This is a genomic window from Streptomyces sp. NPDC023723 (assembly GCF_040639815.1).
In the GTDB taxonomy this organism is placed as follows: domain Bacteria; phylum Actinomycetota; class Actinomycetes; order Streptomycetales; family Streptomycetaceae; genus Streptomyces.
The window spans coordinates 1-26,677 of record NZ_JBFAAP010000080.1 but is presented as its reverse complement, the minus strand read 5'-3'; the positions used below and the strand labels follow the sequence as shown (position 1 = coordinate 26,677).

Here is a 26,677-nt window from a genome sequence, read left to right as displayed (position 1 = left end):
CCCGGGCGGCGGGGGCGGCCCGGGCGACCGGCCGCTGGCTGCACTTCGTGGCCGCCAAGGACGGACTCCCCGCCGGCGCCCCGCGCACCGTCGCCGAACACACCGCCGCCCTGCCCGATCCGGTCGACGTCCTGCTGACCGACCACGTCCGCGCCACCTGGCGGACCCGCGGCCTCCCTTCCCCGGACGGCCCGCTCCTCGCCCGCGCGGGCCGCGCCCCGCTCGCCCTCGACGACCACGCGGCCCTCCTGAAGACAGCCCCGCTGCTCGGCACCCATGTCGTCCGCGCCGGCTTCTGGCAGGCGCACGAACGGTTGCTCACCACCGGCGACGAGCCGTTCACGGCGTACGCCGCGCTGCTCCTCGCCGACCGGGTCGCCGCCCTCCCGCACCCGGCGTACGAGGACCGCCGGCCGCGCCCCGAGAGCCTCCCGCCCATCACCGCCGAGCAGCACTACGCCCTGGTCGACCGCTACGAGGCGCTGCTCGATCTGGCCCGCGCCCGCCCGGCCCCGTACGCCGTGCTCTACGACCTGATGGTCCGCGACTGCCTGCGCACCTTCGTGCGCGCCGAACTGCCCGAGCCGGTCGCCCGCGAGTTCTTCCGCCGCGCCTCACTGGCCGCCCTGCGCCGCCGCCCCGAGGGCCACCGGCGCCCGGCCGGCCCGGAAGGCGTCCGCCGGTCACTGCTCGAAGCGGGCGCCTACACCAAGTACCGCGCCTTCCAGACCGCCAACAAGGCCCGCCGGACCGTCCGCGGGACGGTCCGCACCGGCCGCCGCCAGGCGGTCGCCCGCCTCCGCGACCACCAGTACCGGCGCGCGCTCACCACACCGGTCGACCCGCGGCTCGCGGTGTTCTCGTCGTACTGGAACCGCGGTGTCGCCTGCAACCCGGCCGCGATCGCCGCCAAGCTCGGCGAACTCGCCCCCGCGATCCACCCGGTGTGGGTGGTCAACGCCGCCGACGCGCCCCTGCTGCCGCCCGGCACCGACCACGTGGTCCCCGGCACCCGCCGCTACTGGGAGATCCTGGCCCGCGCCAAGTACCTGGTCAACAACGTCAACTTCCCCAACCCGGTGGTCAAACGCCCGGACGCGATCCACCTCCAGACCCACCACGGCACCCCCCTCAAACGCATGGGCCTGGACCAGTTGCCCTACCCCACCGCGTCCCGCGGCCTCGACTTCCAGGCCCTCCTCGAACGGGTCGACAAGTGGGACTTCAGCGTCAGCGCCAACCGCCACTCCACCCGTATGTGGCGGCGCGCGTACCCGTCCCGCTGGGTCTCCCTGGACTACGGCTATCCGCGCAACGACGTCTACTACACGGCGCGCGCCGCCGACATCCGCGCCGTCCGCGCCCGGCTGGGCATCGCCCCCGGCCGCCGCGCCGTCCTCTACGCCCCCACCCACCGCGACTACGAGGCCGGCTGGACCCCCCGCCTGGACCTCGCCGCCCTCGCCGACACCCTCGGCGAGGAAACGGTCCTGCTGGTCCGCGCCCACTACTTCTACGACGCCGCCCCCTCCCCCCTGACCGGCCTGCGCCGCACCGGCCGCGTCATCGACGTCTCCTCCTACGACCCCGTCGAAGACCTCTGCCTGGCCGCCGACGCCCTGGTCACCGACTATTCGTCGATCATGTTCGACTACGCCAACCTGGACCGCCCGATCGTCATCCACGCCGACGACTGGGAGACGTACCGGACCACCCGCGGCGTCTACTTCGACCTGATGGCCGACGCCCCCGGCCCGGTCGCCCGCACCCAGGCCGAGCTGACGGAGATCCTCACCACCGACGCCTGGCGCGACGAACGGGCCGCCAAGGCACGGTCCGTCTTCCGGCAGCGCTTCTGCGAGTACGACGACGGCCGCGCCGCCGAACGCGTCGTACGCCGGGTCTTCCTCGGCCAGGACGAGGCGTCGCTGCCGCCGGTGCTGCCCCTGGCCGAGCGCACCCCGGCCCCGAACCCCGAGGAGGCGGCATGACCACTCCCGACGCCACTCCGGACGCCATCCCCGGCGCCATCCCGGACATCACCCCCGACATCACCCCTGACGTCACCGTCACGGTCATCGTCCACAACGACGCCGCCCGCCTGCCCAGAGCCGTCGCCTCCGTCCGCCGCCAGACCCACCGGAACCTCGAGATCGTCATCAGCGACGACGCCTCGACCGACGACACCCCGGCGGTCGCCCGCGCCCTGGCCGCCGAGGACCCGCGCGTCGTGTACCTGCGCCTGGCCGAGAACAGCGGGGGATGCAGTGCCCCGCGCAACCGGGGCATCGAGTGCTCCCGCGCCCCCTACCTGATGTTCCTGGACAGCGACGACGAACTCCCGGAAGCCGCCGTCGAGACCCTGCTCGCCGCCCACCGCGCCCGCGACCTGGACTTCGCGATGGGCGCGGTGCGCCGGATCCGGGCCGACAACGGCCGCCGCTCCACCTGGATGCCGCACCTGGTCGCCGAACGCCGCACCCTGGACGGCATCGAGGCCGACCCCCGCCTCTTCTTCGAGCACCTCGCCACCAGCAAGATGTACGCCCGCGCCTTCCTCGACCGGCACAGCCTCCGCTTCCCCGAGGGCATCCACTACGAGGACCAGCTCTTCTCCGCGCAGGCGTACTGCCTGGCCAAGACGTTCACGATCGTCCCCGAGCCGGTCTACCTCTGGTACATCGCCCCCTACGCCACCGCGTCCGCCGCCTCCATCTCCAACCAGCGCGACCGGCTGAGCAACGTCGGCGACCGCGTCCACGTGCAGCGCCTCATCGACGCCTTCCTGGCCGAGAGCGGCCACGAGTCGCTCCGCGAGGACAAGGACTACAAGTTCCTCAAGCACGACTTCCGCATGTACGCCGGCGACCTCCCCTACCGCGACGAGAGCTGGCTCGCCTCCTTCGCGGACCTCGTGGTGCCCTACCTGGACACGCTCACGCCGGGCGCGTACGCCCGGCTGCCGCGCGCCGAGCGCGTCGTCGTCCAGCTCGTCCGCGACCGGCGGTTCGCCGACGCCCGGCAGGCCGCGCGGGGTCTGGGGTACGAGGTGGCACCCCGGCGGATCACCACCGGCCCCGACGGCCGCACCTACTGGGGCGAGGGTGCACCGCGGGACGCGGCGGCCCGCCGCGAGCTGGACCTCACCGACCTGGAACTGGACACCCGGCCGTTCTTCAGCGCCCGGCTCCGGCACGAGATCACGGACCTCGCCCGGGGCCCCGGCGCGTCGGTCGACCTGACCGTCCGTACGTACGATCCCGCCCTGCGCCTCCCGGTCGGTCCCCAGCGCGCCGCGCTGCTCCTCACCCCCGGCAGCCGGCGCCTGACGGTCCCGTTCCGCCTGTCCCCCGTCCGCCCCGGCGTCTTCGAGGGCCACGTCCACCTGGACCTGACGGCGGCCCGCCCGCCCCGCCACGGCTTCACCGGCGTCCGTCACCCCGTCCTCCGCCTCCGCCTGGGCCCCCACACCCACACCGGCCTCCTCCTGGCCCCGCCCGCCTTCCCGCCGTTCACGTCCCGCGTCCCCTACCACCGCGGCACCGCCCCGCACCAGGTCACCGTCGAGCCGGAGGGCCACGCCCCGGGACGGCTGCAGGTGCGGTGGGAACCGGTGGGCCTGACGGCCCGGCTGACGGGTCCGGTACTGCGCCGCCTGAAACAGGCCATCCGCCCGACAACGCCCTGACCGTCCGCGGCACCCGCCCCCGCCCCGGCGCCGCCTCACCTCACCACTTCGTACAGCACCTGCCCCGCCGGCCCCCGCGTCACCGGCCGCAATCCCGACCCCGGCCCCGCCCCGCCCTCCCGGTCGACAACCCACCGCACCCCGTACCGCCGCTCCACCGCCCTGCGTTCCTCCTCCGACACCCCGCCGGTGAAGTACCTCCGCACCGCCACCCCCCGCCGCCCCTCGTCGGGCAGGAAGAAGTCGGGATATCCAGGCGCCACCGTGTACGCCCCGTACGCCGGAATCTGCCGGGCCGCCACCCGCCGGGCCATCACCACATCCCCGTACCGCACCCACGGCGTGATCCAGTGATACCCCTGCCAAGGCTCCCGGTACTTGGCCGCCACCACCCCCGGCAGCATCCCCCGCCCGACCACATACCCCACCGTCCCCGCCTGCGCCCAGGCCCCCACCCCCAGCGCACAACCCAGCACGCAGACGCCCCCGGCCCGCACCCCGCGCCGCCCCGCCCCCAGCACCTCCACCGCCGCCGCGATCTGCGCCGGAACCACCACCGCCGGCAGCACCCGCCCCCACGACCAGTGCCCGCTCACTCCCCCCGCCCCGGCCACCACCACCCCCAGCACGAAGAACAGCACCAGCGCGTCCCGCCGGTCCCGCCCCCACCGCACCCCCAGCGCCACGACCCCCACCAGCACCAGCCAGTACCGCCCGACCAGGTCCTCGTACAGCGGCCGGTGCACCGCCTCCAGCCCGCCGCCCGCCCCGGCCAGCGCGAAGAAGTCGTAGTACGGCCAGACCCACACCACCGCCACCCCGAGCGCCCCCGCACCCAGCAGCCGCGCCCCCACCTCCCGCCACCCCGGCCGCGCCCCGCACACCGTGGCGACCGCCCCCAGCGACGCCACCACTCCCGTGAACTGATGGCACAGCAGGATCACCGCCCACAGCACCCCGAGCCCGAGCCACCGTCCCCAGCCACCCCCCGGGACCGCCCCGGCCAGCCCGGCCCACAGATGGAACGCGAGCCCGAGCGCCAGCACACTCGGATACGCCACCGTCAACGCCAGCGAGTTCAGCCCGAGGAACCCGCTCCAGGCGAACGCGTCCGTCCCCCACAGCAGGACCAGGCACAGCAACGCCACCGCCGGCGCCGCCCGCTCCCCGCTCAGCGTCCGGACGTACCGCCACACTCCCGTCACCAGCAGCCCCAGCCCGGCCAGCGCCCCGAACCGCAGCACCACGAACACCGACGCCCCGCTGACCTTCGCCACCACCCCCAGGACGACCGTCCACGGCGAGTAGTACGGACTCGGCGTGTCCGCGTCGACCAGCGGATTGCCCGGGTCGGTCAGGCTGTGCCGGAGCCGTTCGACCGTGGCGGCGTGCAGCCCGAGGTCGCCCGCCCACGGCAGCCGCACCACCACCAGCGACAGCAGAAAGAGCACGAGCGCGGCAGCCGCCCAGGGGACGGCCACCGCGCTCGGCCTGGAACCGGACCACCCAGCCATCCGGTCACTTTAACCGGGTTGCCCCGAATGTCCGGTCAACTGGGCGGTCGGACGCTACGCGTGCGTCCGCAGCAGCGTCCGCATCGTCCGCATGGCCACCGACAGGTTGGCCAGATCGAACGCGTCCGAACTGCGGATCTCCTCCAGCGTGGCCCGCGCCCGCCCGAGGATCGCCGCGTTCTTCTGCTCCCACACCTTGAACCGCTGCTCCGGCGTCGACGTGCCGTTGCCCGCCGCCAGTACGTCGGCGGTGAGCGAGGCGTGCGCCGCGTAGAGGTCCTCGCGGATCGACGCGCGGGCCATCGACTGCCAGCGGTCGGCCCGCGGCAGCTCGCTGATGCGGTCCATCAGCTGGGTGATGCCCAGCCGGTCGGCGAGGTCGTAGTACACCTCGGCGACGTCCTGCGGCTCCTTGCCCGTGCGGTCGGCCACCGAGACGATGTCCAGCGTCGGGAAGGCCGAGGAGAACCCGGCCACCCGGGTCGCCACCTCGTCCGGCACGCCCGCGCCGGTCAGCTCGTCGTGGATGCGCTGGTACCACTCGGCGTCCGCGCCGCGCAGCAGCTTCGGCAGCTGCGACCAGACCTGCTCGACCCGGTCGGCGAAGAAGTCGACCGTCTCGGCGAGCTGGAGCGGCTGCGGCCGATTGTTGAGCAGCCAGCGCGTGCCGCGCTCGACGAGCCGGCGCGAGTGCAGCCGGATCCGGGTCAGGACGGCGGCCTCGACCGTGTTGTCCAGGCCCTCCACCGCGTCCCACACCGGGTACGAGCGGAAGATGGCGCGGGCCGCGGTCTGCGCCCGCACGATCTCCTCGAGTGAGGCGCCGGTCTCCTCGCGCAGCCGGTGCAGATACGTCGTACCGCCCGTGTTGACCGTGTCGTTGACCAGCACGGTCGTGGTGATCTCGCGGCGCAGCGGGTGGGTGTCGATGCGGTCGGCGAACCGTTCACGCAGCGCGGTCGGGAAGTACGCGTGCAGCAGCGTCTTCAGGTACGGGTCGTCGGGCAGCGAGGTGTGCAGCAGCTCCTCGGCGACCGTGATCTTCGTGTACGCCAGCAGTACGGCCGTCTCCGGGCCGGTCAGACCGCGCCCGTTGCTGAGCCGCTCGCGGATCTGCCGGTCGGTGGGCAGGAACTCCAGCGCCCGGTCCAGGTGGCCCGCGCGCGCCAGGTGCTTCATGAACCGCTGCTGCGCGTGCAGCATGTCCTTGGACTGGGCCAGCGCGTTGGCGATCGCGGTGTTCTGCGCGTAGTTGTTGCGCAGCACCAGGTGGCCGACCTCGTCGGTCATCCCGGCGAGCACCTTGTTGCGCTGCTTCACCGTCATGTCGCCGTCCGCGACCAGGCCGTTGAGCAGGATCTTGATGTTGACCTCGTGGTCGGAGGTGTCCACGCCGGCGCTGTTGTCGATGGCGTCGGTGTTGACCCGGCCGCCGTTCGCGGCGAACTCGATCCGGCCGAGCTGGGTCAGGCCCAGGTTGCCGCCCTCGCCGACGACCTGCACGCGCAGGTCCTTGCCGTCCACCCGGATCGCGTCGTTGGCCTTGTCGCCGACGTCGGCGTTGGACTCGGTGGACGCCTTGACGTACGTACCGATGCCGCCGTTCCACAGCAGGTCGACCGGCGCCTGGAGGATGGCCTTCATCAGGTCGGCCGGGGTCATCTTGGAGACCTTGCCCTCGATACCGAGGGCCTCGCGGATGTGCGCGTTGACCGTGATCGCCTTGGCGGTACGCGGGAAGATGCCGCCGCCGGCCGACAGCAGCTCCTTGTTGTAGTCCGCCCAGGAGGAGCGGGGCAGTTCGAAGACGCGGCGGCGCTCGGCGTAGGAGAGGGCCGCGTCGGGCTTCGGGTCGATGAAGATGTGCCGGTGGTCGAAGGCGGCGACCAGCCGGATGTGTTCGCTGAGCAGCATGCCATTGCCGAACACGTCACCGGACATGTCACCGATGCCGACGACTGTGAAGTCCTCGCTCTGGGTGTCGGTGCCCAGCTCCCGGAAGTGCCGCTTGACGGACTCCCAGGCGCCGCGCGCGGTGATGCCCATGCCCTTGTGGTCGTAACCGGCCGAGCCGCCGGAGGCGAAGGCGTCGCCGAGCCAGAAGTTGTAGGTCTCGGCGACCCCGTTGGCGATGTCGGAGAAGGTGGCGGTGCCCTTGTCGGCGGCGACGACCAGGTAGGTGTCGTCCTCGTCGTGCCGGACGACGTCGGCCGGGGGCACGACCTCGCCGGCCACCATGTTGTCGGTGATGTCGAGCAGCGCCGAGATGAAGGTCTTGTAGCTGGCGATGCCCTCCGCCATCCAGGCGTCGCGGTCCACGCTCGGGTCGGGCAGCTGCTTGGCGACGAAGCCGCCCTTGGCGCCGACCGGCACGATGACGGTGTTCTTCACCATCTGCGCCTTGACCAGGCCGAGGATCTCGGTACGGAAGTCCTCGCGCCGGTCCGACCAGCGCAGGCCGCCGCGCGCGACCTTGCCGAAGCGCAGGTGCACGCCCTCGACGCGCGGCGAGTACACCCAGATCTCGAACGCCGGGCGGGGCGCCGGCAGGTCGGGGATGGCCTGCGGGTCGAACTTCATGGAGACGTAGTCGTGCGCCCGGCCGGCCGCCGCCTCCTGGAAGAAGTTGGTGCGCAGGGTCGCCTTGATGACGGTGAGGAAGGCCCGCAGGATGCGGTCCTCGTCCAGGCTCGCCACCTGGTCGAGGGCGGCCTCGACCTCTTCGAGCAGGGCGTCCACGATCTCGTGCCCGGCGCGCTGCCGGTCGGGCGACATCCGCGCCTCGAACAGGGAGACGAGCAGCCGGGTGGTGTGGACGTTGTTGCGGAGGGTGTCCTCCATGTAGTCCTGGCTGAACGTCGACCCGGCCTGCCGCAGGTACTTGGCGTACGCGCGCAGCACCATCGCCTGCCGCCAGGTCAGCCCGGCGCTCAGCACCAGGGCGTTGAAGCCGTCGTTCTCCGCCTTGCCGTTCCAGGCGGCGGCGAACGCGTCCTGGAACCGCTCGCGGGCGTCGTCGCCGAGGTAGTCGGCGCCGCCGGCCACCGCCTTCGGCATCCGCAGGCCGAAGTCGTAGATCCACGCCGTGGGGGTGCGGTCCGCGCAGCGCAGCTCGTAGGGGCGCTCGTCGGTGACCTCCACGCCGAGCCGGCTGAGCACCGGCAGGACCGCCGACAGGGAGACCGAGCCGCCCTTCTGGTAGATCTTGAACCGGCGTTCCTCGGGCGTGGCGCCGACCGGCTCGTACAGGCTCAGCGCGAAGGTGCGCTCCTCGTCCAGCGCTTCGAGGTGGCCGAGGTCGGCGACCGCGGAGCGCGGGCCGTGGTCGGCCTTGTAGCCCTCGGGGAAGGCGCTGCCGTAGCGGCGCAGCAGCTCGGCGGAGCGCTCCTCGCCGAACTCCGCGGTGAGCGCCTCGGCGAACCCGTCCGCCCAGGACCGGGCGGCCTCCACCAGCCGGGCCTCGATGCGGTCCTTGTCGGCGTCGGACAGCTCGGACAGCTCGGTGCCCTGCGGGACGCGGACCACGAAGTGCAGCCGGGACAGGATCGACTCGGTGTTCCAGGCGGTGAAGTCGACGCTGGTGCCGCCCAGTTCCTCCTTGAGGATGTCGATGATCCGCAGCCGGACGCCGGTGGTGTAGCGGTCCCGGGGGAGGTAGACGAGGGCGGAGTAGTAGCGCCCGTACTCGTCCTGGCGCAGGTAGAGCCGCAGGCGGCGGCGCTCCTGGAGGTAGAGCACGGAGGTGGCGATGGCCTGGAGCTCGCCGGCCGGCGTCTGGAACAGCTCGTCGCGCGGGTACGTCTCCAGGATCTGGAGCAGGTCGCGGCCGTCGTGGCTGTTGGGCGAGAACCCGGCCCGCTCCAGCACCTCCCGCACCTTGCGCCGGATGACCGGCACCCGGCGGACGGACTCGGTGTAGGCGGCCGAGGAGAACAGCCCGAGGAAGCGGCGCTCCCCGACGACGTTGCCGTCCGCGTCGAACTTCTTGACGCCGATGTAGTCCAGGTAGGACGGCCGGTGCACGGTGGCCCGGCTGTTGGCCTTGGTCAGCACCAGCAGCTTGTGCTCGCGGGCCTTGGCCCGGGCGTCGGCGGGCAGCCGCTCGAAGGACGGGCTGACCGGGTGGTCCTCGCCCGTCTCGTGGTGCGGGTCGGCACGCAGGATGCCGAGGCCGGTGCCGGGGACGGCGGCCAGCGAGTCGTCGCCGCGCAGCTGGTACTCACGGTAGCCGAGGAAGGTGAAGTGGTCGTCGGCCAGCCAGCGCAGCAGCTCGCGGGCCTCCTCCAGCTCCTGCTGGTCGAGGTCGGCGGGGGCGGGCTCGGCGGGCAGGTCACCGGCGAGGCGGACGGCCGCCTCACGCATCTTGCCCCAGTCCTCGACGGTCTCCCGTACGTCGGACAGGACGCGCAGCAGATCGGCGGTGATCTGCTTCAGGTCGGCACGGTCGGTCTCGCGGTCGATCTCCACGTGGATCCAGGACTCGACGTGCGCGTCGTGCGGCAGGTCGTTCCCGGGCGGGGTGGTGAGCACCTCGACGAGCTTGCCGGTGACGTCGCGCCGCACCACGAACTGCGGGTGGACGACGACGTGGATGCCGCGGCCCTGCCGGGTCAGTTCGTTGGTGACGGAGTCGACCAGGAAGGGCATGTCGTCCGTGACCACCTCGACCACGGTGTGGCTGCACGTCCAGCCGTTCTCCTCGACCGTCGGGGTGTGCACCCGGACGTTGGCGGTGCCCTGCGGGCGGTTCTCGGCCAGCCGGTGGTGCGAGACGGCGGCTCCGAAGACGTCGACCGGTTCGCGGTCGCCCAGGTCCTCCGGGGCGGTGTGCCGGTAGTAGCGCTTGAGGAACGCGAACACGGATTCACGGTCCGGGGTGTCCGGGGAGTCCTCGTCCGTCGTCCCAGTCGGTAGATACCCCCCGACCGGGCTGTTCTCAGCTACCCGTGCGGCCCTGTCGAGCAGCTCGGTCTTTGCTTCGTCCAGCTTGGTCTGCATTGTCCTCTGGCTCCTGTCGCGCGCCGTTGCGTGACGTAGAAGGAAGTACGGTCTCCTGCCTTCCGACGCAACGCCCAGACGCGGGGTGTCCGTTCTGTTCCGACGCTATGCCGCAAGGTGAGAGGAGCGGGGGCATTACAGCCATGTCCGACGCGTCCGTCGGGTGTGATACCGATCTCGTCGGCACCGCCGCCCGGGGAACACTCGGCGCCTCGGGGCTCCTCGACGCCCCGTCCCGCCCGCGAGGACCAGCGACCGCCGCCCGGTCACGGATGTCGTCCGTGCTCTCCGGGCGCAGGGCAGGGACAAGGATGTCCCCGCGAGCTATCGCGCTGATCACGCCATAAGGCTATCGCTCCTTCCCTGGAACCCGTCATGAGCCGCATGTGTACAAAACCGGGGGTGGAACTTTGACGTTCCGCACAGCGACGGACGCGCACAGGGATGGTGGCGGCGCAGGAGGAGCAGGGTGGCGCAGGAGGAGCAGGAGGGCGGCACAGGAGGAGCAGGAGGGCTGCGCAGGATGAGCAGGAAGGCGGCTCACGCCACCAGCCGCTCGGCCTCCTTGACCGCCTCGGCCAGCGTGTCCACCACGGGCACCCCGGCCTGCTCCAGGCTCGTCCGGCTGTGCGAACCGCCGGTGTACAGCACGGCCCGCGCCCCCGCGTGCCGGGCGGCCGTCGCGTCGTCCACGGCGTCCCCGATGACGACCGTCCGGGCCGGCTCCACCCCGCCCAGCGACGCCAGATGCCGCACCATGTGCTCGGCCTTGCCGCCGCCGGACGGACCGGTCCGCCCGTCGACGCGTATGAAGTGCGTCTCGAGGCCCAACCCCCGGACCATCGGAACCAGTTCCTCATGGCCGTACAGGCTCAGGATCGACTGGCTGTGCCCCGCCGACCGCCAACTGACGAGCAGTTCCGCCGCCCCGTCGGCGAGCCCGCACCGCACCCGGTGCTCGGTGTAGTGGCGCTGGAAGGCCTCGTCCATGACCTGCCACTCGGCGTCGGTGGGCAGTCTGCCCATCAGCCGCTCGTAGAACTTGGGCACCGGCACGCAGTACAGCGTCCGGTACCGCTCCAGCGTGATGGGCGCCAGGCCCAGTTCGGCGAAGGCCGCGTTCGTCGCGCCGACGATCGCGTCGTTGTCGTGGAACAGCGTGCCGTTCCAGTCCCAGACGATGTGCGCCCCTGTCCGCATTCGCATCCCCATGCCCGCAAACGTACCCGCCGCCACTGACAATCAAGGGTCACCGTGCGTCACCGCGGGCCCCGGGCAGCCGTTTCGCCGAGGTCAGCTCGCGATGCCCACCAGGTTCGGGATCTCCTGCGTCGCGTACCACAGCAGTTCGTGGTCCTCGGCCCCGTCCACCACGAACTGGGCGTCGTCGTCCCCGCCGTCCGCCGCCGCCAGCGCGCCGGCCGCGGCGCGCACGTCCGCCTCCGCGTCGGCGGCGTCGACGTGCACCGCCGCCGCCTTGCCCAGCGGCACGCGGCCGGCCACCCGGACCTCGCCGAGCGCGGCCGGGTCCAGCCCCCGGCCGGGGTCGGCCGCCGCGGTGCCGTCGGGCACGTCCACGGCGACCACGACCCGGCGCCGGGGGGCGGCGGCGTCCCCGGCCAGCAGCCGCAGCGAGGCCAGGGCGGCCCGGTTGAGGGCCGCGTACTCCAGTTCCTCGATGTCGTCCGAGAGGTACCACTCGCGCAGCGCGGGCGTGACGGCGTAGGCGGTGAACGGCCCGCTGCCCAGCTGTCCCGACCGGTGCGCCTCGGCGAGGCCGGGGAGGGTCAGGGGGACGTAGACGCGCATGGCTGGCCGCTTTCGTGGTGGTGGTCGTGGTGGTGGCCGGGGCAGGCTCCGAAGAGTCATCAGGATACGCCGCGAGGGTCCCCCTTCGAGTTCCCGCCGAGCCGGTGGAGACGTCCACCGGGCGCCGGAACTTCACCCGGTCCGCCCTTGTCACGTCCGGGTCCGTGCCGTCCCACCCCCTCGGATAGGTGAACTTCGCACCCCGTCGACGGCTGTCCACACCCCCTTGCCAGCACACCGCCACACCCCGTACAAGGTCCGCAACAGCAAGTTACCGCCCGGTATTCACCGGCCGCCGAACGGGGACCCCATGCACAAGGTCATGAACAGGGCACAGCGCCGTCACCCCGGCTCCCGCCCGCCCGGCCGCCACGACTCCCGCCGTCCCGCCGGTGCTCCGCCGCGCGGGCCCGGGGCGCTCCCCGCCGCGCGGACCGCGGTGCCCGAGGACCGTCCTCCGGGTTCCACCGCGCGGCCGGTCCACGGCCGCCCGGGCCCCCGGGACAGCCGTCCGTCGGGTACTCCCGGCAGTTCTCCGGCCACCGGCCGCCTCGTCCCGTCGCGCCCGGACCCGGCCTTCCCGGGCCGCGGGCCGGGCCGGACGGATCGCCCGACGCCAGGGCTGACGCCGAGCACCGCGAGGGCGACGACGGCCGCCCCGGCCCGCACCGCGGGCGGAGCGGCGGACCAGAGGCCACCCGCCCCCGCGCCCGTCACCCGGTCCGCCGTTCTCCCCGTCGCCGCCCGCGGCACCCGGCAGACGGTCCCGCAGCCCCGCCCCACCGACCTCTTCGCCGAACGGCTCCTCGCCGTGCTCAGCGGACAGCGCCCGGTCCACTCCATGCTCCGGCACACCATCGGCCAGGCCTACGACGACCTGGCCCACCTCGCCGCACGCGGCCCCCTGCGCACCCGCGGCACCCACCCCGTCGTACGGGACCTCGGCTGGTTCGAACCCCGTCCCGGAGCCGTGGAGGTGTTCGCCCGGATCGGCGCGGGCGACCAGCTGCGGGCGATGGCGTTCCGTCTGGAGTGCGGTTCCGACCTGCGCTGGCGCTGCACCGCGGTGGAACTGGGCGGCCCGCGCCGAGCCCACGGGGCCGGCCGCTGACCGGGGTGAACGCCGGGAGGGCCGGGCACCCTGGGGTGGCCCGGCCCTCCACGCGGCGGCCCGCGACGGCCGAGCCGTCGCGGACACCGCCGCCGTCACTTCTTGCGGCGCCGCCCGCCCTTCGCCTGCTTGCGGCGCTCCGCGCGGGTGAGACCGTCGCTCTCGGAACGGGCCGGCTCCTCGTCGGCGCGCTCCTCGCGCTCGACGACACCGCCCTCGCCGTCCACGGTCGGCGCGGACAGGTGGAGGTTGCGCCGCTGCGGGGCGTCCAGCCCCTTGGCCCGGATCTCCGGCCGCGCGGCACCCGCCTGGGCCGGCACCGCGTCCTGCGCGCCCTTGTCCAGGGACGGCTTCTCGTCCTCGACGGGGACCTCCTCGACCTGCTGCTCGACCTGGACCTCCAGGTTGAACAGGTAGCCGACGGACTCCTCCTTGATGCCCTCCATCATGGCGGTGAACATGTCGAAGCCCTCGCGCTGGTACTCGACCAGCGGGTCCTTCTGCGCCATGGCGCGCAGGCCGATGCCCTCCTGGAGGTAGTCCATCTCGTAGAGGTGCTCGCGCCACTTGCGGTCCAGCACCGACAGCACGACCCGGCGCTCCAGCTCCCGCATGATCTCGGAGCCGAGCTGCTTCTCCCGCGCCTCGTACTGCTCGCTGATGTCGTCCCTGATGGACTCCTCGATGTACTCGGCGGTCAGCCCGGCCCGGTCGCCGGCCGCCTCCTCCAGCTCCTCGATGGTGACCTTCACCGGGTAGAGCTGCTTGAAGGCGCCCCACAGCCGGTCCAGGTCCCAGTCCTCCGGGAAGCCCTCGGCGGTCTCGGCCCGGACGTAGGCCTCGATCGTGTCGTTCATGAAGTGCTGCACCTGCTCCTGGAGGTCCTCGCCCTCCAGGACGCGGCGCCGCTCGCCGTAGATGACCTCGCGCTGGCGGTTGAGCACCTCGTCGTACTTCAGAACGTTCTTACGGGTCTCGAAGTTCTGCTGCTCGACCTGCGACTGCGCGGACGCGATCGCGCGGGTGACCATCTTGTTCTCGATCGGCACGTCGTCCGGCACGTTGGCCATGGACATCACGCGCTCGACCATCTGGGCCTTGAACAGCCGCATCAGGTCGTCGCCCAGCGAGAGGTAGAAGCGGGACTCGCCGGGGTCGCCCTGCCGGCCGGAACGGCCGCGCAGCTGGTTGTCGATCCGCCGCGACTCGTGCCGCTCGGTACCGAGCACGTACAGCCCGCCGAGCTCCTCGACCTCGTCCTTCTCGGCCTTGACGGCCTCCTCGGCGCGCTCCAGGGCGGCGGGCAGCGCCTGCGCCCACTCCTCGATGTGCTCCTCGGGGTCGAGGCCGCGCTGGCGCAGCTCGGCCTCGGCGAGGTCCTCGGGGTTGCCGCCGAGCTTGATGTCGGTGCCGCGGCCGGCCATGTTGGTGGCCACCGTCACGGCGCCCTTGCGGCCGGCCTGGGCGACGATGGTCGCCTCCCGGTCGTGCTGCTTGGCGTTGAGCACCTCGTGCTGGATGCCGCGCTTGGAGAGCTGCTGCGAGAGGTACTCGGACTTCTCGACCGAGGTGGTGCCGACCAGGATCGGCTGGCCCTTCTCGTGCTTCTCGGCGATGTCGTCGACGACCGCCTCGAACTTCGCGACCTCGGTCCGGTAGATCAGGTCGGACTGGTCCTTGCGGACCATCGGCTTGTTGGTCGGGATCGGGACCACACCGAGCTTGTAGATCTGGTGGAACTCGGCGGCCTCGGTCATCGCCGTACCGGTCATGCCGGAGAGCTTGCCGTAGAGGCGGAAGAAGTTCTGCAGGGTGATCGTGGCGAGGGTCTGGTTCTCGTCCTTGATGTCCACCCCTTCCTTCGCCTCGATCGCCTGGTGCATGCCCTCGTTGTAGCGGCGGCCGGCGAGGATACGGCCGGTGTGCTCGTCGACGATCATGACCTCGCCGTCGATGACGACGTAGTCCTTGTCCTTCTTGAACAGTTCCTTCGCCTTGATGGCGTTGTTCAGATAGCCGACGAGCGGGGTGTTGACCGACTCGTAGAGGTTGTCGATGCCCAGCCAGTCCTCGACCTTGGCGACGCCGGACTCGTGGATGGCGACCGTGCGCTTCTTCTCGTCGACCTCGTAGTCGCCGGTCTCCTCGACGCCCTTGAGCGGGTTGCCCGCCTCGCCGCGCTTGAGACGGGTGACCAGCTTGGCGAAGTCGCCGTACCACTTGGTGGCCTGGTCGGCCGGGCCGGAGATGATCAGCGGCGTACGGGCCTCGTCGACGAGGATGGAGTCGACCTCGTCGACGATGGCGAAGTTGTGGCCGCGCTGGACGAGTTCGTCCTGGGACCACGCCATGTTGTCGCGCAGGTAGTCGAAGCCGAACTCGTTGTTCGTGCCGTAGGTGATGTCGCACGCGTACATCTCGCGGCGCTGGGCCGGCGTCATGTTGGCGAGGATGCAGCCGACCTCGAGGCCGAGGAACTTGTGGACGCGGCCCATCATCTCGGAGTCGCGCTCGGCCAGGTAGTCGTTGACCGTGACGATGTGGACGCCGTCACCGGACAGGGCGTTCAGATACGCGGGCAGGGTGCCGACGAGGGTCTTGCCCTCACCGGTCTTCATCTCGGCCACGTACCCCATGTGCAGGGCGGCGCCGCCCATCATCTGCACGTCGTAGTGGCGCTGGCCGAGGACCCGCTTGGCGGCCTCACGGACGGTGGCGAAGGCTTCGGGCAGCAGGTCGTCGAGGCTCTCGCCGTCGGCGTAGCGCTGCTTGTACTCATCGGTGAGGGCCCGCAGCTCGGCGTCGGAGAGGTCGACGAAGTCCTCTTCGATGGAGTTGACCTGGTCCGCGATGCGGTGCAGCTTGCGCAGGATCTTGCCTTCGCCTGCACGCATGATCTTCGAGAGGACGGACACGGGGGTTGGTCTCCTTGCCGGTCGGGCCTGGGACGGTCGTTTTCCATTGGACGTGACTGAGCAACGGCCATCGTAAGCGAGGACACCGTCACGCCGGGAGGCCTGCCGCACCGGCTGCCGCCCGCCGCCGCGCACCGCCTGCCGGTCCGCCGCGGTCCCGCTTCGATCCGCTCTCACCCATGACAACGTGCGGGCCCGGCCGATGGTGCCGCACGGCCCGACGATTTGCGCGAACCGTGACCGTCCGCGCACCCACGGCAAAGTGATGGCGCCCGGCGCGCACCGCGCGCAGAATCGGCCGATGGAACCCCACACCCTCACCACCGGCCGCCTCCTGCTGCGCACGGTCGGCCCCCAGGACACCGCCGCCGTGCTCGCCGCCTGCCAGGACCCGGACATCCAGCGCTGGACCGTCGTCCCCTCCCCCTACCTGCCGGAACACGCGCGGGCCTTCACGGAACAGATGGTCCCGACCGGCTGGGCGAACGCCACCATGTTCACCTTCGGCGTCTTCCTGCCCACCGGTGACCTGGTCGCCATGACCGGACTCACCATGATCTCGCTGGGCGTGGCCGAGATCGGCTTCTGGGGCGCCAAGGAGCACCGCGGCAACGGTTACGTCACCGAGGCCGCCCTGACCGTCTCCCGCTGGGCCTTCACCCGGCTGTCGGTGGACCGCGTGGAGTGGCGCGCCGAGGTCGGCAACGCGGCCTCCCGCGCGGTGGCCGAACGCGCCGGGTTCACCCTGGAGGGCACGTTGCGTTCCGCGATCAACAACAAGGGCGTACGCCGCGACTGCTGGGTCGGCTCCCTGCTCCCCTCGGACCTGGGCCTGCCGTCGACGGCCTCCTACCTGCCGGCCCGGCCGTGAGCCGCACGCCGGGGCCCGCTGTCAGTGCCACCCTTTATCGTGCGGACGTATGACGACCTTTCCGCGCCCGGCCACGGAACTGTCGGCGGACGAGGCCCGCCGCATCGCCCTGCGGGCCCAGGGCTTCCTCGGCGCCCCCGACCGCCGCTCCGGTGTCCGCGGTGTCCTGCGTCATCTGGGCGCGGTGCAGCTCGACACGATCTCGGTCCTCGCCCGCTCGCACGAGCTGGTGCCGTACGCCCGCCTGGGCGCGGTGGGCCGCGGCGCGGTCGAGGACGCCTACTGGACCGGCACCCACGCCTTCGAGTACTGGTCGCACGCCGCCTGTGTGCTGCCCATCGAGGAGTGGCCGCACTTCGCCTTCCGCCGCCGCGCCTACCGCGCCCGCCCGCACTGGAACCACGAGCTGCCCGCCGGCGCCTACGACCAGGTGATCAAGCAGCTGCGCGCCGAGGGCCCGCTGACCGCCACCGAGCTGGGCGGCGCCAAGCGGACCAGCGAGTGGTGGGACTGGTCCGGCGAGAAGGTCGCCGTCGAGCGCGCGCTGATGTACGGCGAGGTGGTCTGCGTCGAGCGCCGGGGCTGGAAGCGGGTCTACGACCTGGCCGAGCGCGCCGTCCCGGCCGAACTGCTGCACGACCGGCTGGACGACACCGAGTGCCTGCGCCGCCTGGTCCGGCTGGCCGGCCGGTCCCTGGGCGTCGGCACCCGCGCGGACCTCGCGGACTACCACCGGCTCAAGGCCGAGCAGGTCGACGCGGTGATCGCCGACTCGGGTCTGGTGCCGGTGACGGTGGCGGGCTGGGGCCGGCCGGCCTGGGCCGATCCCGAGGCCCTCGGGACGCCGCCGCGCGGCCGTCACCGCACGACGCTGCTGTCCCCCTTCGACTCCCTGGTCTGGGAACGGGCGCGCACCGAGCGGATCTTCGGCTTCACCCACCGCCTGGAGGCGTACGTTCCCCGGCCGAAGCGGGTGCACGGCTACTACGCGATGCCGGTGCTGGCCGGCGGTCGGCTGGTCGGCCGGGTGGACCCGGCCCGCGAGGGCCGCACGCTGGTGGCCAAGCAGGTCGCCCTGGACGGCCGCAAGGCGGTCCTGGCGGTGGCCCAGGCCCTGCTGGAGGCGGCGAGCTGGGTGGACTGCACGGACGTACGGGTGGAGCGGGTGAGCGCGCCGGAACTGCGCGAGCCGCTGGTCGGAGAACTGGCCCGGCTGCTGGCCTGACCCGGCCGTGCGCCGCGGGCGTCCGGGCGGTCAGCGGATTTCGAGGATCTTCTCCCGCATCGCGTAGACCACCGCTTCCATCCGGGAGTGCAGTTGCAGTTTCTCCAGGATGTTGCGCACGTGGTTCTTCACGGTGTTCTCGGAGATGAACAGTTCCTTGGCGATGTCGCGGTTGTTCATTCCCGTGGCGACGAGCTTGAGGACTTCCAGTTCCCGGTCGGTGAGCCGGGGCGCGGGCACCAGCCGGCGTTCGTCGGTCCGCTGGATCATCGACTTGAACTCGGTGAGCAGTTTCGACGCCATGGAAGGGCTGATCTGCGACTGCCCGTCGGCCACCGCGCGAATGGCGGTGGCCACTTCGTCCGTCGAGATCTCCTTGAGGAGATAGCCGGTGGCGCCCGCCTTGATCGCGTCGTAGAGGTCGGCCTCCTCGTCGCTGATCGTCAGCATGATGATCTTCGCGCTGGGGGCCACCTCCTTGATGGAGGTGCACGCCTCGATACCGCCCCGCCTGGGCATCCGTACGTCCATCAGCACGATGTCGGGGAGCAGGTCCGCGGCCTTCTCGACCGCTTCGGCGCCGTCGCCGGCCTCGCCGACGACCTGGATGTCCTCCTCGGCGGCGAGCACGATCTCCAGACCGCGGCGGAACAGGGCGTGATCGTCCACGACCAGGACTCTGATCGGCTCCTTGCGTGGAGTGCCCGCGTCCGGGCCCATGCCGGTGACGCCGTCGCCGGCATCCCCGTCCCGCATCGGTCCGAAGCTGTCCGCCATCGTTCCTCCCCCTGAAGGCTGTGGCCACATGGAACCCGGGCCAGCGCCAACCCAAGGCAACGACCCACCGGTTGGGCCGTTGCGGCCATGATTTCATGCCCGGCCGACATCGGGATGACGGCGCGGGGCGCGAACGGGGTCGCACACCGATGCCCCTGGGGGCGCACAAGCGCACTCCAGGGGCACCGGCCCGGCCGTGAACCGGTGAAGGTCAGCCGCCGAGCGCGCCGCCCGCGTCGGGAGAGGGCGTCTGGGTGACCATCGTGTCCGTGCTGAGGTGGATCACGCCGTAGTCGTACGCGTGCCGCCGGTAGACGACACTGGGCTCCTTGGTCTCGGAGTCCACGAAGAGGTAGAAGTCGTGCCCGACCAGCTCCATCTCGTAGAGCGCCTGGTCGAGGCTCATCGGGGCGGCCACGTGGGTCTTCTCGCGCACGACGAGCGGTCCGTCGCCCTGCACCTCCAGCGAACCGATCTTCTTGGTGGGCACGCTGTCCGCTTCCTGCTCGGCAGCCGCACCGTTTCCGTTGAGCGTCGCCACACCCGGCACGTGGTCCGGGACCTCGGCGGCCGAGACCCGGCGCGCGCCGCGCCGCGAGTACCTCTTGTCGTGCTGCTTGCGCAGCCGGGCGCCGAGCTTCTCCGCCGCCATGTCGAGCGCCGCGTACGGATCGCTCGCCGCTGCCTCCGCCCGGATCACCGGACCGCGGGAGTGGAGCGTGATCTCCACTCGGTCACAGCGGTCGGCCTGTCGGGGGTTGGGCTCCTTGGACACCTCGACGTCGAGGCTGATCACCTTGCCATCGAGCTTCTGGATCTTCTCCAGGTTCAGCTTCTCGGCCACGTGCTTCCGGAACCGCTCGGGCACCTCGGTCTTGCGGCCCTTGACGACGATGTCCACGCAGAACTCCGTTCCCGGATCACTCCGCTCAACTTGCGGAGCATCTCCCTTTCGCACCAGGTCCCGGTAATCCCGGAACCGCGGACTCGGTGACGTCCACCTCCTCCCCCGGGGGCGAGATCTCCACTCCACCGGCGCGGGTGATTCCGAATGAACCCGCGGCTCGGCATTCGGACAAGAGAGGTGTGGCCTGCGGCTTTCCCTCACAACCGAACATATCTCGCCCGGACGGATGCCGTCACCCTCTACAGCGGCCTACCTCCGTTCAGATGCATTAACCCGCCTATTACCTGCAGCGACGTAAGTTTTCAGTCAGTTCCGGTTTATTTCGAAAGACTCTGGTGATGCAGCAACGACAGCCGCGTGGCTCACACCGCGGATGGCGTCACCGCCCTTGATTCCGCCCGTCGTTATTCCGCCCGTCGTTCCCGGCCCGGCGGGCGCCTCGTCCGCCCTCTCTTCCGTCGCTCCGGTTCTCCGTTCTCCTCTGCCTTCCCACACCGCTCCGGGATACACGGCCGGCCTCGCCGTTCTGTACGGACCCGCCCCCGCTTCCCACTCAGCCACCCCGCCCGCCGCCCGTACGGCACGCGCCGCCTCCGCGAGCGACGCCCCTGTCGTCATCAGGTCGTCGACGAGCACCACGGGTCCGCCGTCGCACAGCAGCCGGGCACCGCCGGGGACCACGGTCAGCGCCCCGGCGAGGTTGTCGGACCGCTGCCGGGACCCGAGCCCCGACTGGTCGGCCACGGCACGCCGCTGCCGCAGGACGGCCGCCACCCGGGCCGGCGTACCGGTCCGCCGCAGCTCACCCGCCGCCGCCAGCGCGATCCGCCGCACCGGATCATGCCCACGGGCCCGCACGGCCCGCCGCGCGGACGGCACGGGGACCAGCAGCACCGGCCGCCGCATCCCAGCCGCGGGCCCCGACCCCGACGCCCGCGACATCTCCGCCGCCGGCCACCGCGCACTCGCGTCCGCGTCACCCCGAGCCCACACGGACGCCCCGGCCGACCCGACCGACCCGACTGACCTGGCCGACGTCGTCAGCCGTGTCGACTGGACCGGCTGTACCGGCTGTACCGGCTGTACCGTCCGGCTGGTCCCAAGAGCACCGCCTCCCGAACCGACCGACCGCACCGTTTCGACCGACGAACCCGGCCAACCGCCCCGGACACCCCGGCCCGGCACACCACCCCCGCCCTCTCTCCCCTCCAGAAGCCCCGCCCGCACCGCGCCCGCCAGCGCCGCGCCGAGCGGCCCCGCCAGGGCCAGTGCCCCTCTCTCCTTGTGGGCCAGCAGCACCGCCCGCACCTCGTCGCCGTAGGCCGCCGCCGCGTACACCGCCGGCAGTCCCGGCGGCTCCGGCACCGGCCGCACCCGGCGCGGCGCGTCCCCGCCCAGCACGGCACGGCACTCGCGGCACAGCACCGTGCGCGGCCTGCCGCACCCTCCGCACTCGGTCGGCAGCACCAGGTCGGTGAGGTCCTGCCACCAGCCCCGCATGTCCCCCACTGTGCCAACCCCCGCACAGCCCTGCCAGCCCTGTGGAAAACGGCGGGAAAACGACGGCCCGCGCACCCGTGAGCCTGTGGACAACTCCCGCACCAGCGACGACACCCGGCCCAGCAGCCGCCCTGCCGGGCACCCTCGCCGCACAGCCGCGCACACGCACGGTCCAACCGGACAGCCACGCACCGACCCGACAGCCGACCACGTACCGGACCCGTCAGGCACCCCGCCGCACAGCCGACCACGCCCCGAACCCCGCCAGACACCCCCACCGCACAGCCGACCACGCCCCGAACCCGCCAGGCACCCCCGCCACCCGCCGGACAGCCACGGAAACCAGACAGGGCCCGCCAGTCACCGCCCGCCAGTCACCGCCCGCCAGTCACCCCCTCACCCGGGATAGACCGGCGCCATCCCCTTCGTGACCTTCTGCCACTGCATCCCGGACGGCAGCCGGACGATCCCGTCCTCCGAGTACGCCACCAGCGGCACCCGGTCGTCCTCGGCCGCGGCGATGTCCTTCACGCCGGTGAGCGCGGCCGGCACCGATGCCTCCGGCGCCGAGCCGTCCACCTGGACGTACCCGATCTGCTGCACACCCCCGCGCTCGCGCCCGACCACCACGAGGCGGCTGTCCCCGGCCCAGGACATGGCCGTGACCTCCTCCAGCTCGGGGGTCGCCGACCGCAGGCCGCGCACCGTCGGCGGATCACCGGCCTTCGCGCCCCGCTCGATCCGCCCGATGAACAGCGACCGGTCGCCGTCCTTCTCCACGATCAGCGCGATCCGCACCCCGTCGGCGGCCACCCGTACCGCCTGGACCTGCCCGTCCAGCCCTGGGGTACGCACCTCCACCGGCTCGCCCGCGCCCTTGTCCAGCACCAGCAGCCGCGGATCGTCCGGGTTCCGGTCGGCGGCCCACAGGTCGCCCGCGGCGTCCCAGCTGGGCGGCGTCAGCCGCTCCTCCTCGGTCGCCCCCTCGCTGACCAGCACCGGCTCCCCGAGCGAACCGCCCGACACCAGCGAACCGACGTACAGCGACTTGGCGTCCAGACTGACCCCGGCCGCGGTGTGCTCGTCCCGCGACACCGCCACCGACCGCAGCGCCGTACCGCCTTCGCCCAGCGCCCCCGGGACGGGTTCCGCCGCCGTGGCGTTGCCGCCGGCCGGCAGCCGCACCATACGCTGCTCGTCGTCGACGAAGTACAGGTAGTCCGGGTGCGCGGCCGAGCCCCGGGCGGCGACCGCCTCGGCCTGACTCTCGGCGAGCGAGCACAACTGCTCGTCGCCGGAGCGCAGTTCGACCTCGTCCACCGCCGTTGTCAGGCTCTGCAACGTGAACAGCAGTTGCGTGGCCATCTCCTCGCAACTGTCCTCGTCGGCCCGGGCCGCCTTGTCGTTCAACGGCACGGTCAGCTTGCCGTGTTCGTCGGGGGTCAGTGCCGTGCCGTCCTTCGCCAGCGCCGCGCCACGGGGGAAGCCCGACCTGACGACGGATCCGAGCAGGCTCGTCGGTCCGTCGATGAGAGAACGCACGGTCTGCGCCAGAGGTTCCACCCGCCGCCGCACATAGACGGGATCGGCGACGGCCGCGGTCCGCGCGGTGGTGTCCTGCGCCCCGCTGCCGGAAGCCAAGTAGTACTTGTTGACGGACATGTAGTTGCGCTGGAAGTCCGACTTGCCCATCACGATGCCGGCCGGCGGCGCGTCGATGCGCCACTGCCCCGTCTCGGTGTCCCGGGTCAGGTGCACCGGCTGCCGGTAGTCACCCTCGGCGGGCGCGTACGACTGCTGCGCGTCCACGGTGGCGACCCTGGTACCGGTGAGGGTGACCGAGTAGTCGCTGCCCTCCTCACGGACTCCCGAGGGGTCGACCACGGTGCCCGGCCCGTCCGCGAGCACCGTCGTGGACCGCTCCGGCCGCCAGCTCTTCGCGGCCTTGCCGGTCAGGTACTTGCGGGCTGTCTCGTAGTTCGGGTCATCGCTGGTCAGCGCCTCCAGGAAGCCCTGCACGATGTCCGGGGCGGAGGCGTCCTTCGACGGCGGCATCGCGAAGACCCGCACCTGCGTGTCCTGCCGCGGCGTCGACGCCACGTCCCGCAGGTCCCCGCTGTCGGGCATCGACGCGCACCCTGCCAGCAGTACGGCACCGCAGGCGGCGAACACCGCCGCGCGGGCCGGCGCCGTCCGGCGGCGCCCCTCGCGGTCAGCGCCCACGAGTCCCCTCCCCTTGCCTGTTCGCGTCCTGGGACCCGGTGGCCGTACGGCTCGCCTCCGGCGGACCGACGCGGTCCTCCTGGTTCCGGGCGTCCGGCAGCTGCCGGGGTACCACGCGCGCGCCGCTGCCGGGCAGCGCCGTCGGATCGGCGGTGGGAGCCGCCGCGCCCGGCCGGGCCGGGATCCCGTCCCGGGACGGCGCCGGTCCGCCGGCCGTCCGGTCCGCGGCGGGCGGGCGGCCCGCGTCGGCGGGTCCCCGGTTGCGCCGGGAGTCGCTGGGCTCCAGCGGGATCGGCGAGCCGCGCAGCGGCTCGTCGGCGGTCCTGGGCAGCGTCAGCCGGAACTGCGAACCCCCGCCCGGCTCGCCCCACGCCTGGAGCCAGCCGCCGTGCAGCCGCGCGTCCTCCAGGGCGATGGACAGCCCCAGTCCCGTTCCGCCGGTGGTACGCGCGCGTGCCGGGTCGGCCCGCCAGAAACGGCTGAAGACCCGGGTCGCCTCGCCGGGCTTGAGCCCCACGCCGTAGTCGCGCACCGCCACCGCCACCGCCCCGCCCGCCGCGGCGAGTTTGACGACGACGTCCTTGCCGTCACCGTGTTCGACGGCGTTGACGACGAGGTTGCGCAGCACCCGCTCCACCCGCCGCCCGTCGGCCTCGGCGACGACGGGCTGCTGGTCGCCGACCACCCGGATCCGCGTCTCCTTGCGCTCGGCGAGCGGCTCGGCCCCGCTGACCACCCGGCGCACGACCTCCCTGAGGTCGATCGGCTCCGCCTCCAGCGCCGCCGCGCCCGCGTCGAAGCGGCTGATCTCCAGCAGATCCGCGAGCAGCGTCTCGAACCGGTCGATCTGGTCGGCGAGCAGTTCCGCCGACCGCGCGGTCACCGGGTCGAAGTCCGCGCGCGCGTCATGGATGACGTCGGCCGCCATCCGCACGGTCGTCAGCGGGGTGCGCAGCTCGTGCGACACGTCCGACACGAACCGCCGCTGCATCCGCGACAGATCCTCCAGCTGATTGATCTTCAGCTGAAGATTCTGCGCCATCTTGTTGAACGCTTCACCGAGCCGCGCGATGTCGTCCTCGCCGGTGACCTTCATGCGTTCCTGGAGCTTCCCGGCGGACAGCCGCTCGGCGATGCTCGCCGCCATCCGCACGGGCGTCACGACCTGCCGCACGACCAGCCAGGCGATCGCCCCGAGCAGGACGACGACGAACAGCCCCGCCGTCGCCAGGGTGCCCTTGACCAGGCTCAGCGACTTCTCCTCCTGGGTGAGCGGGAAGAGGTAGTACAGCTGGTACGGGGCACCGTTGGGGTCGTTGACCCGCTTGCCGATGACCAGCGCCGGCTGGGAGTCCTGCGCGGAGTTGTAGACGATGCGGGTGTAGCTCTGGGCCGCGACGGAACTGCTGTCGACCCGCTCGCGCAGTTCCTCGGGCACGCTGGACGAGGGGTCGACCAGCCCCGAGGCACGCGGCCCGCGCCCGCCCCCGCTCTCGCCGCCGACGGGCAGCGTCACCACGTCGAAGGCGCCCTGACCGCCGCTGGAGAGCGACTTCACCAGATCGCTCATCCACTGGATGACGTTCTGCGCGGGCTGGCCGTCCACCGAAGTGGCGTCTTCGCCCGTCACGGAGACCGATTCCTCGGCCTTCTGCTTGGCCACCGCGAACCCGCCGGTCGCCTGTGACTGCGACGCCTTCACCTTGGCGTCCAGCAGCCCGTTGCGCACCTGGCCGATGACGACGAACCCGAGCAGCAGCACCACACCCAGCGACATCAGCAGGGTCGTCACGACTACCTTGAGCTGAATGTTGCGCCGCCACAGCCGCATCACGGGCAGCAGCGGCCGCCGCACCCAGCGCATGAAGAGGCGCAGTACGGGGCTGCCCTGCACACCGCCGTGCAGCAGCCCGCCCTCCAGCAGCCGTCCCCACCGGGAACCGGCCGGCTTGCGGCCGACAGGCCGCCCGGCGCGGGCCCCGGACGTTCCGGGCGCCGAAGCGGCACTGTCCCCGGTCATGTCAGCTCGGCCCCGCCTTGTAACCGACGCCCCGGACGGTCACCACGATCTCCGGCTTCTCGGGGTCCTTCTCGACCTTGCTGCGCAGCCGCTGCACATGCACGTTGACCAGCCGGGTGTCCGCCGCGTGCCGGTACCCCCACACCTGCTCGAGCAGCACCTCGCGGGTGAACACCTGCCACGGCTTACGGGCCAGCGCCACCAGCAGATCGAACTCCAGCGGCGTCAGCGCGATCGACTGCCCCTCCCGCTTCACGGAATGCCCGGCCACATCGATGACCAGGTCACCTATGGCGAGCTGCTCGGGCGCCGGCTCCTCCGACCTCCTGAGCCGGGCCCTGATCCGGGCCACCAGCTCCTTCGGCTTGAACGGCTTCACGATGTAGTCGTCAGCGCCCGACTCCAGGCCCACGACCACATCGACGGTGTCGCTCTTGGCCGTCAGCATCACGATCGGCACCCCGGACTCCGCCCTGATCAGACGGCACACCTCGATCCCGTCCCGGCCCGGCAGCATCAGATCCAGCAGCACCAGATCGGGCTTGCTCTCCCGGAAGGCGGCCAGCGCCTTGTCGCCGTCGGCTACGAAAGACGGCTCAAAACCCTCACCACGCAGCACAATGCCGAGCATCTCGGCCAGTGCGGTGTCGTCGTCGACGACAAGGACTCGTCCCTTCATAAACGACATCATCCCATTCTCATAACGGACACAGAGGCGCAGGTGAGGCAGGTCACTGGCCTGTGACGATAGTCGTAGGGAACCGTCACTGTCTGCCCCGGTCCACCGACGTTGATGTCAGGGCAGGATGTCAGGCTTCCCGGCCCGCTCGGCGGGGCAGCGGCAGCCGCGAGCGGGGACGGCGGGACCGCCGGGCAGCGGTGCGACGACGCTCAGGCGGCCGGCGATCACGATCGGTACGTACGACGCCGTCACGGTCGCCTCAGCCTCCCTCACCGGATCAGAACGACATGGCACTGAGCGGGCCGTCGACGTGCCGCAAGCGTCACGCAACCGCTGTGCGGGCTTAGACGCCATTTCACTTGGCGTGATCTTGCGGCATTCTGGGGTGATGACTGCTGCGCTTGTCGAGCGGATGGCGCCGGAGGACCTGTGGTCCT

The 26,677-nt window shown here is 72.0% G+C and carries 17 protein-coding genes; 5 read left to right on the top strand and 12 right to left on the bottom strand.

The genetic code is table 11. The annotated features are described in order from the left end of the window. On the top strand, window positions 1–1,991 hold a 1,991-nt coding region (locus AB0G32_RS38020; RefSeq protein WP_361174738.1), incomplete at its 5' end, for a CDP-glycerol glycerophosphotransferase family protein. Then, window positions 1,988–3,688 (top strand): glycosyltransferase family 2 protein, encoded by a 1,701-nt coding sequence (locus AB0G32_RS38015; RefSeq protein ID WP_361174735.1) that lies wholly within the window; start codon window positions 1,988–1,990, stop codon window positions 3,686–3,688. The genes AB0G32_RS38020 and AB0G32_RS38015, both read left to right, overlap by 4 nt. 35 nt (window positions 3,689–3,723) lie before the next feature. On the opposite strand, the gene AB0G32_RS38010 is transcribed toward AB0G32_RS38015, so the two are convergent. The 4 genes from AB0G32_RS38010 to AB0G32_RS37995 form a co-directional block, all read right to left on the bottom strand. Further along, the gene (locus AB0G32_RS38010; RefSeq protein ID WP_361174732.1) at window positions 3,724–5,202 is read right to left on the bottom strand and encodes a hypothetical protein; all 1,479 of its coding nucleotides are present in this window, start codon (window positions 5,200–5,202) and stop codon (window positions 3,724–3,726) included. A 54-nt stretch (window positions 5,203–5,256) separates the two neighbouring features. Then, window positions 5,257–10,200: an NAD-glutamate dehydrogenase gene (locus tag AB0G32_RS38005; RefSeq protein WP_361174729.1), complete on the bottom strand. Its 4,944-nt coding sequence runs from the start codon at window positions 10,198–10,200 to the stop codon at window positions 5,257–5,259. 540 nt (window positions 10,201–10,740) lie between these two features. Continuing rightward, window positions 10,741–11,406, bottom strand: coding sequence for an HAD family hydrolase (locus AB0G32_RS38000; protein WP_361174741.1), 666 nt, complete (start codon window positions 11,404–11,406; stop codon window positions 10,741–10,743). A gap of 87 nt (window positions 11,407–11,493) precedes the next feature. Then, complete coding sequence (locus tag AB0G32_RS37995) at window positions 11,494–12,009, bottom strand: hypothetical protein (RefSeq protein WP_361174726.1); 516 nt, start codon at window positions 12,007–12,009, stop codon at window positions 11,494–11,496. Window positions 12,010–12,319: 310 nt separating this feature from the next. Here AB0G32_RS37995 and AB0G32_RS37990 point away from each other — a divergent pair, with 310 nt between their 5' ends. Beyond that, complete coding sequence (locus AB0G32_RS37990; protein WP_361174723.1) at window positions 12,320–13,120, top strand: Rv3235 family protein; 801 nt, start codon at window positions 12,320–12,322, stop codon at window positions 13,118–13,120. Between the two features lie 95 nt (window positions 13,121–13,215). Here AB0G32_RS37990 and secA read toward each other — a convergent pair whose 3' ends face one another. Then, window positions 13,216–16,035 carry a preprotein translocase subunit SecA gene (secA, locus tag AB0G32_RS37985; protein ID WP_361174720.1) on the bottom strand — a complete coding sequence of 940 codons (2,820 nt, stop codon included), beginning with the start codon at window positions 16,033–16,035 and terminating at the stop codon, window positions 13,216–13,218. Window positions 16,036–16,336: 301 nt separating this feature from the next. On the opposite strand from secA, the gene AB0G32_RS37980 reads away from it, so the two are divergent. Both AB0G32_RS37980 and AB0G32_RS37975 read left to right on the top strand, forming a co-directional pair. Next, window positions 16,337–16,906 carry a GNAT family protein gene (locus AB0G32_RS37980; RefSeq protein ID WP_361174717.1) on the top strand — a complete coding sequence of 190 codons (570 nt, stop codon included), beginning with the start codon at window positions 16,337–16,339 and terminating at the stop codon, window positions 16,904–16,906. A gap of 49 nt (window positions 16,907–16,955) precedes the next feature. Next, window positions 16,956–18,131 carry a crosslink repair DNA glycosylase YcaQ family protein gene (locus tag AB0G32_RS37975; RefSeq protein ID WP_361174714.1) on the top strand — a complete coding sequence of 392 codons (1,176 nt, stop codon included), beginning with the start codon at window positions 16,956–16,958 and terminating at the stop codon, window positions 18,129–18,131. Window positions 18,132–18,161: 30 nt separating this feature from the next. Here AB0G32_RS37975 and AB0G32_RS37970 read toward each other — a convergent pair whose 3' ends face one another. The 7 genes from AB0G32_RS37970 to AB0G32_RS37940 all read right to left on the bottom strand — a co-directional run bounded on the left by AB0G32_RS37970 (window position 18,162) and on the right by AB0G32_RS37940 (window position 26,492). Further along, complete coding sequence (locus AB0G32_RS37970; RefSeq protein ID WP_361174711.1) at window positions 18,162–18,908, bottom strand: response regulator transcription factor; 747 nt, start codon at window positions 18,906–18,908, stop codon at window positions 18,162–18,164. A gap of 211 nt (window positions 18,909–19,119) precedes the next feature. Further along, complete coding sequence (gene raiA / locus AB0G32_RS37965; protein ID WP_361174708.1) at window positions 19,120–19,809, bottom strand: ribosome-associated translation inhibitor RaiA; 690 nt, start codon at window positions 19,807–19,809, stop codon at window positions 19,120–19,122. Window positions 19,810–20,121: 312 nt separating this feature from the next. Next, window positions 20,122–21,315, bottom strand: a complete 1,194-nt coding sequence (locus AB0G32_RS37960; RefSeq protein WP_361174705.1) for a ComF family protein — start codon at window positions 21,313–21,315, stop codon at window positions 20,122–20,124. 396 nt (window positions 21,316–21,711) lie between these two features. Then, complete coding sequence (locus AB0G32_RS37955; RefSeq protein WP_361174702.1) at window positions 21,712–23,538, bottom strand: LpqB family beta-propeller domain-containing protein; 1,827 nt, start codon at window positions 23,536–23,538, stop codon at window positions 21,712–21,714. Next, entirely contained in the window at window positions 23,528–25,558 is a 2,031-nt protein-coding gene (gene mtrB, locus AB0G32_RS37950; protein WP_361174699.1) for an MtrAB system histidine kinase MtrB, read from the bottom strand. The genes AB0G32_RS37955 and mtrB overlap by 11 nt, the downstream gene beginning before the upstream one ends. Before the next feature lies 1 nt (window position 25,559). Next, window positions 25,560–26,249 (bottom strand): two-component system response regulator MtrA, encoded by a 690-nt coding sequence (mtrA, locus tag AB0G32_RS37945; RefSeq protein ID WP_189397631.1) that lies wholly within the window; start codon window positions 26,247–26,249, stop codon window positions 25,560–25,562. Between the two features lie 105 nt (window positions 26,250–26,354). Next, complete coding sequence (locus AB0G32_RS37940) at window positions 26,355–26,492, bottom strand: hypothetical protein (RefSeq protein ID WP_361174694.1); 138 nt, start codon at window positions 26,490–26,492, stop codon at window positions 26,355–26,357. Between the last annotated feature and the right edge of the window lie 185 nt (window positions 26,493–26,677).

Coding starts and splice junctions, on each gene's coding strand:
- AB0G32_RS38015 (WP_361174735.1), top strand. CDS start 1,988: ATGACCACTCCCGACGCCACTCCGGACGCCATCCCCGGCGCCATCCCG.
- AB0G32_RS38010 (WP_361174732.1), bottom strand. CDS start 5,202: ATGGCTGGGTGGTCCGGTTCCAGGCCGAGCGCGGTGGCCGTCCCCTGG.
- AB0G32_RS38005 (WP_361174729.1), bottom strand. CDS start 10,200: ATGCAGACCAAGCTGGACGAAGCAAAGACCGAGCTGCTCGACAGGGCC.
- AB0G32_RS38000 (WP_361174741.1), bottom strand. CDS start 11,406: ATGCGAATGCGGACAGGGGCGCACATCGTCTGGGACTGGAACGGCACG.
- AB0G32_RS37995 (WP_361174726.1), bottom strand. CDS start 12,009: ATGCGCGTCTACGTCCCCCTGACCCTCCCCGGCCTCGCCGAGGCGCAC.
- AB0G32_RS37990 (WP_361174723.1), top strand. CDS start 12,320: ATGCACAAGGTCATGAACAGGGCACAGCGCCGTCACCCCGGCTCCCGC.
- AB0G32_RS37980 (WP_361174717.1), top strand. CDS start 16,337: ATGGAACCCCACACCCTCACCACCGGCCGCCTCCTGCTGCGCACGGTC.
- AB0G32_RS37975 (WP_361174714.1), top strand. CDS start 16,956: ATGACGACCTTTCCGCGCCCGGCCACGGAACTGTCGGCGGACGAGGCC.
- AB0G32_RS37970 (WP_361174711.1), bottom strand. CDS start 18,908: ATGGCGGACAGCTTCGGACCGATGCGGGACGGGGATGCCGGCGACGGC.
- AB0G32_RS37960 (WP_361174705.1), bottom strand. CDS start 21,315: ATGCGGGGCTGGTGGCAGGACCTCACCGACCTGGTGCTGCCGACCGAG.
- mtrB (WP_361174699.1), bottom strand. CDS start 25,558: ATGACCGGGGACAGTGCCGCTTCGGCGCCCGGAACGTCCGGGGCCCGC.
- mtrA (WP_189397631.1), bottom strand. CDS start 26,249: ATGATGTCGTTTATGAAGGGACGAGTCCTTGTCGTCGACGACGACACC.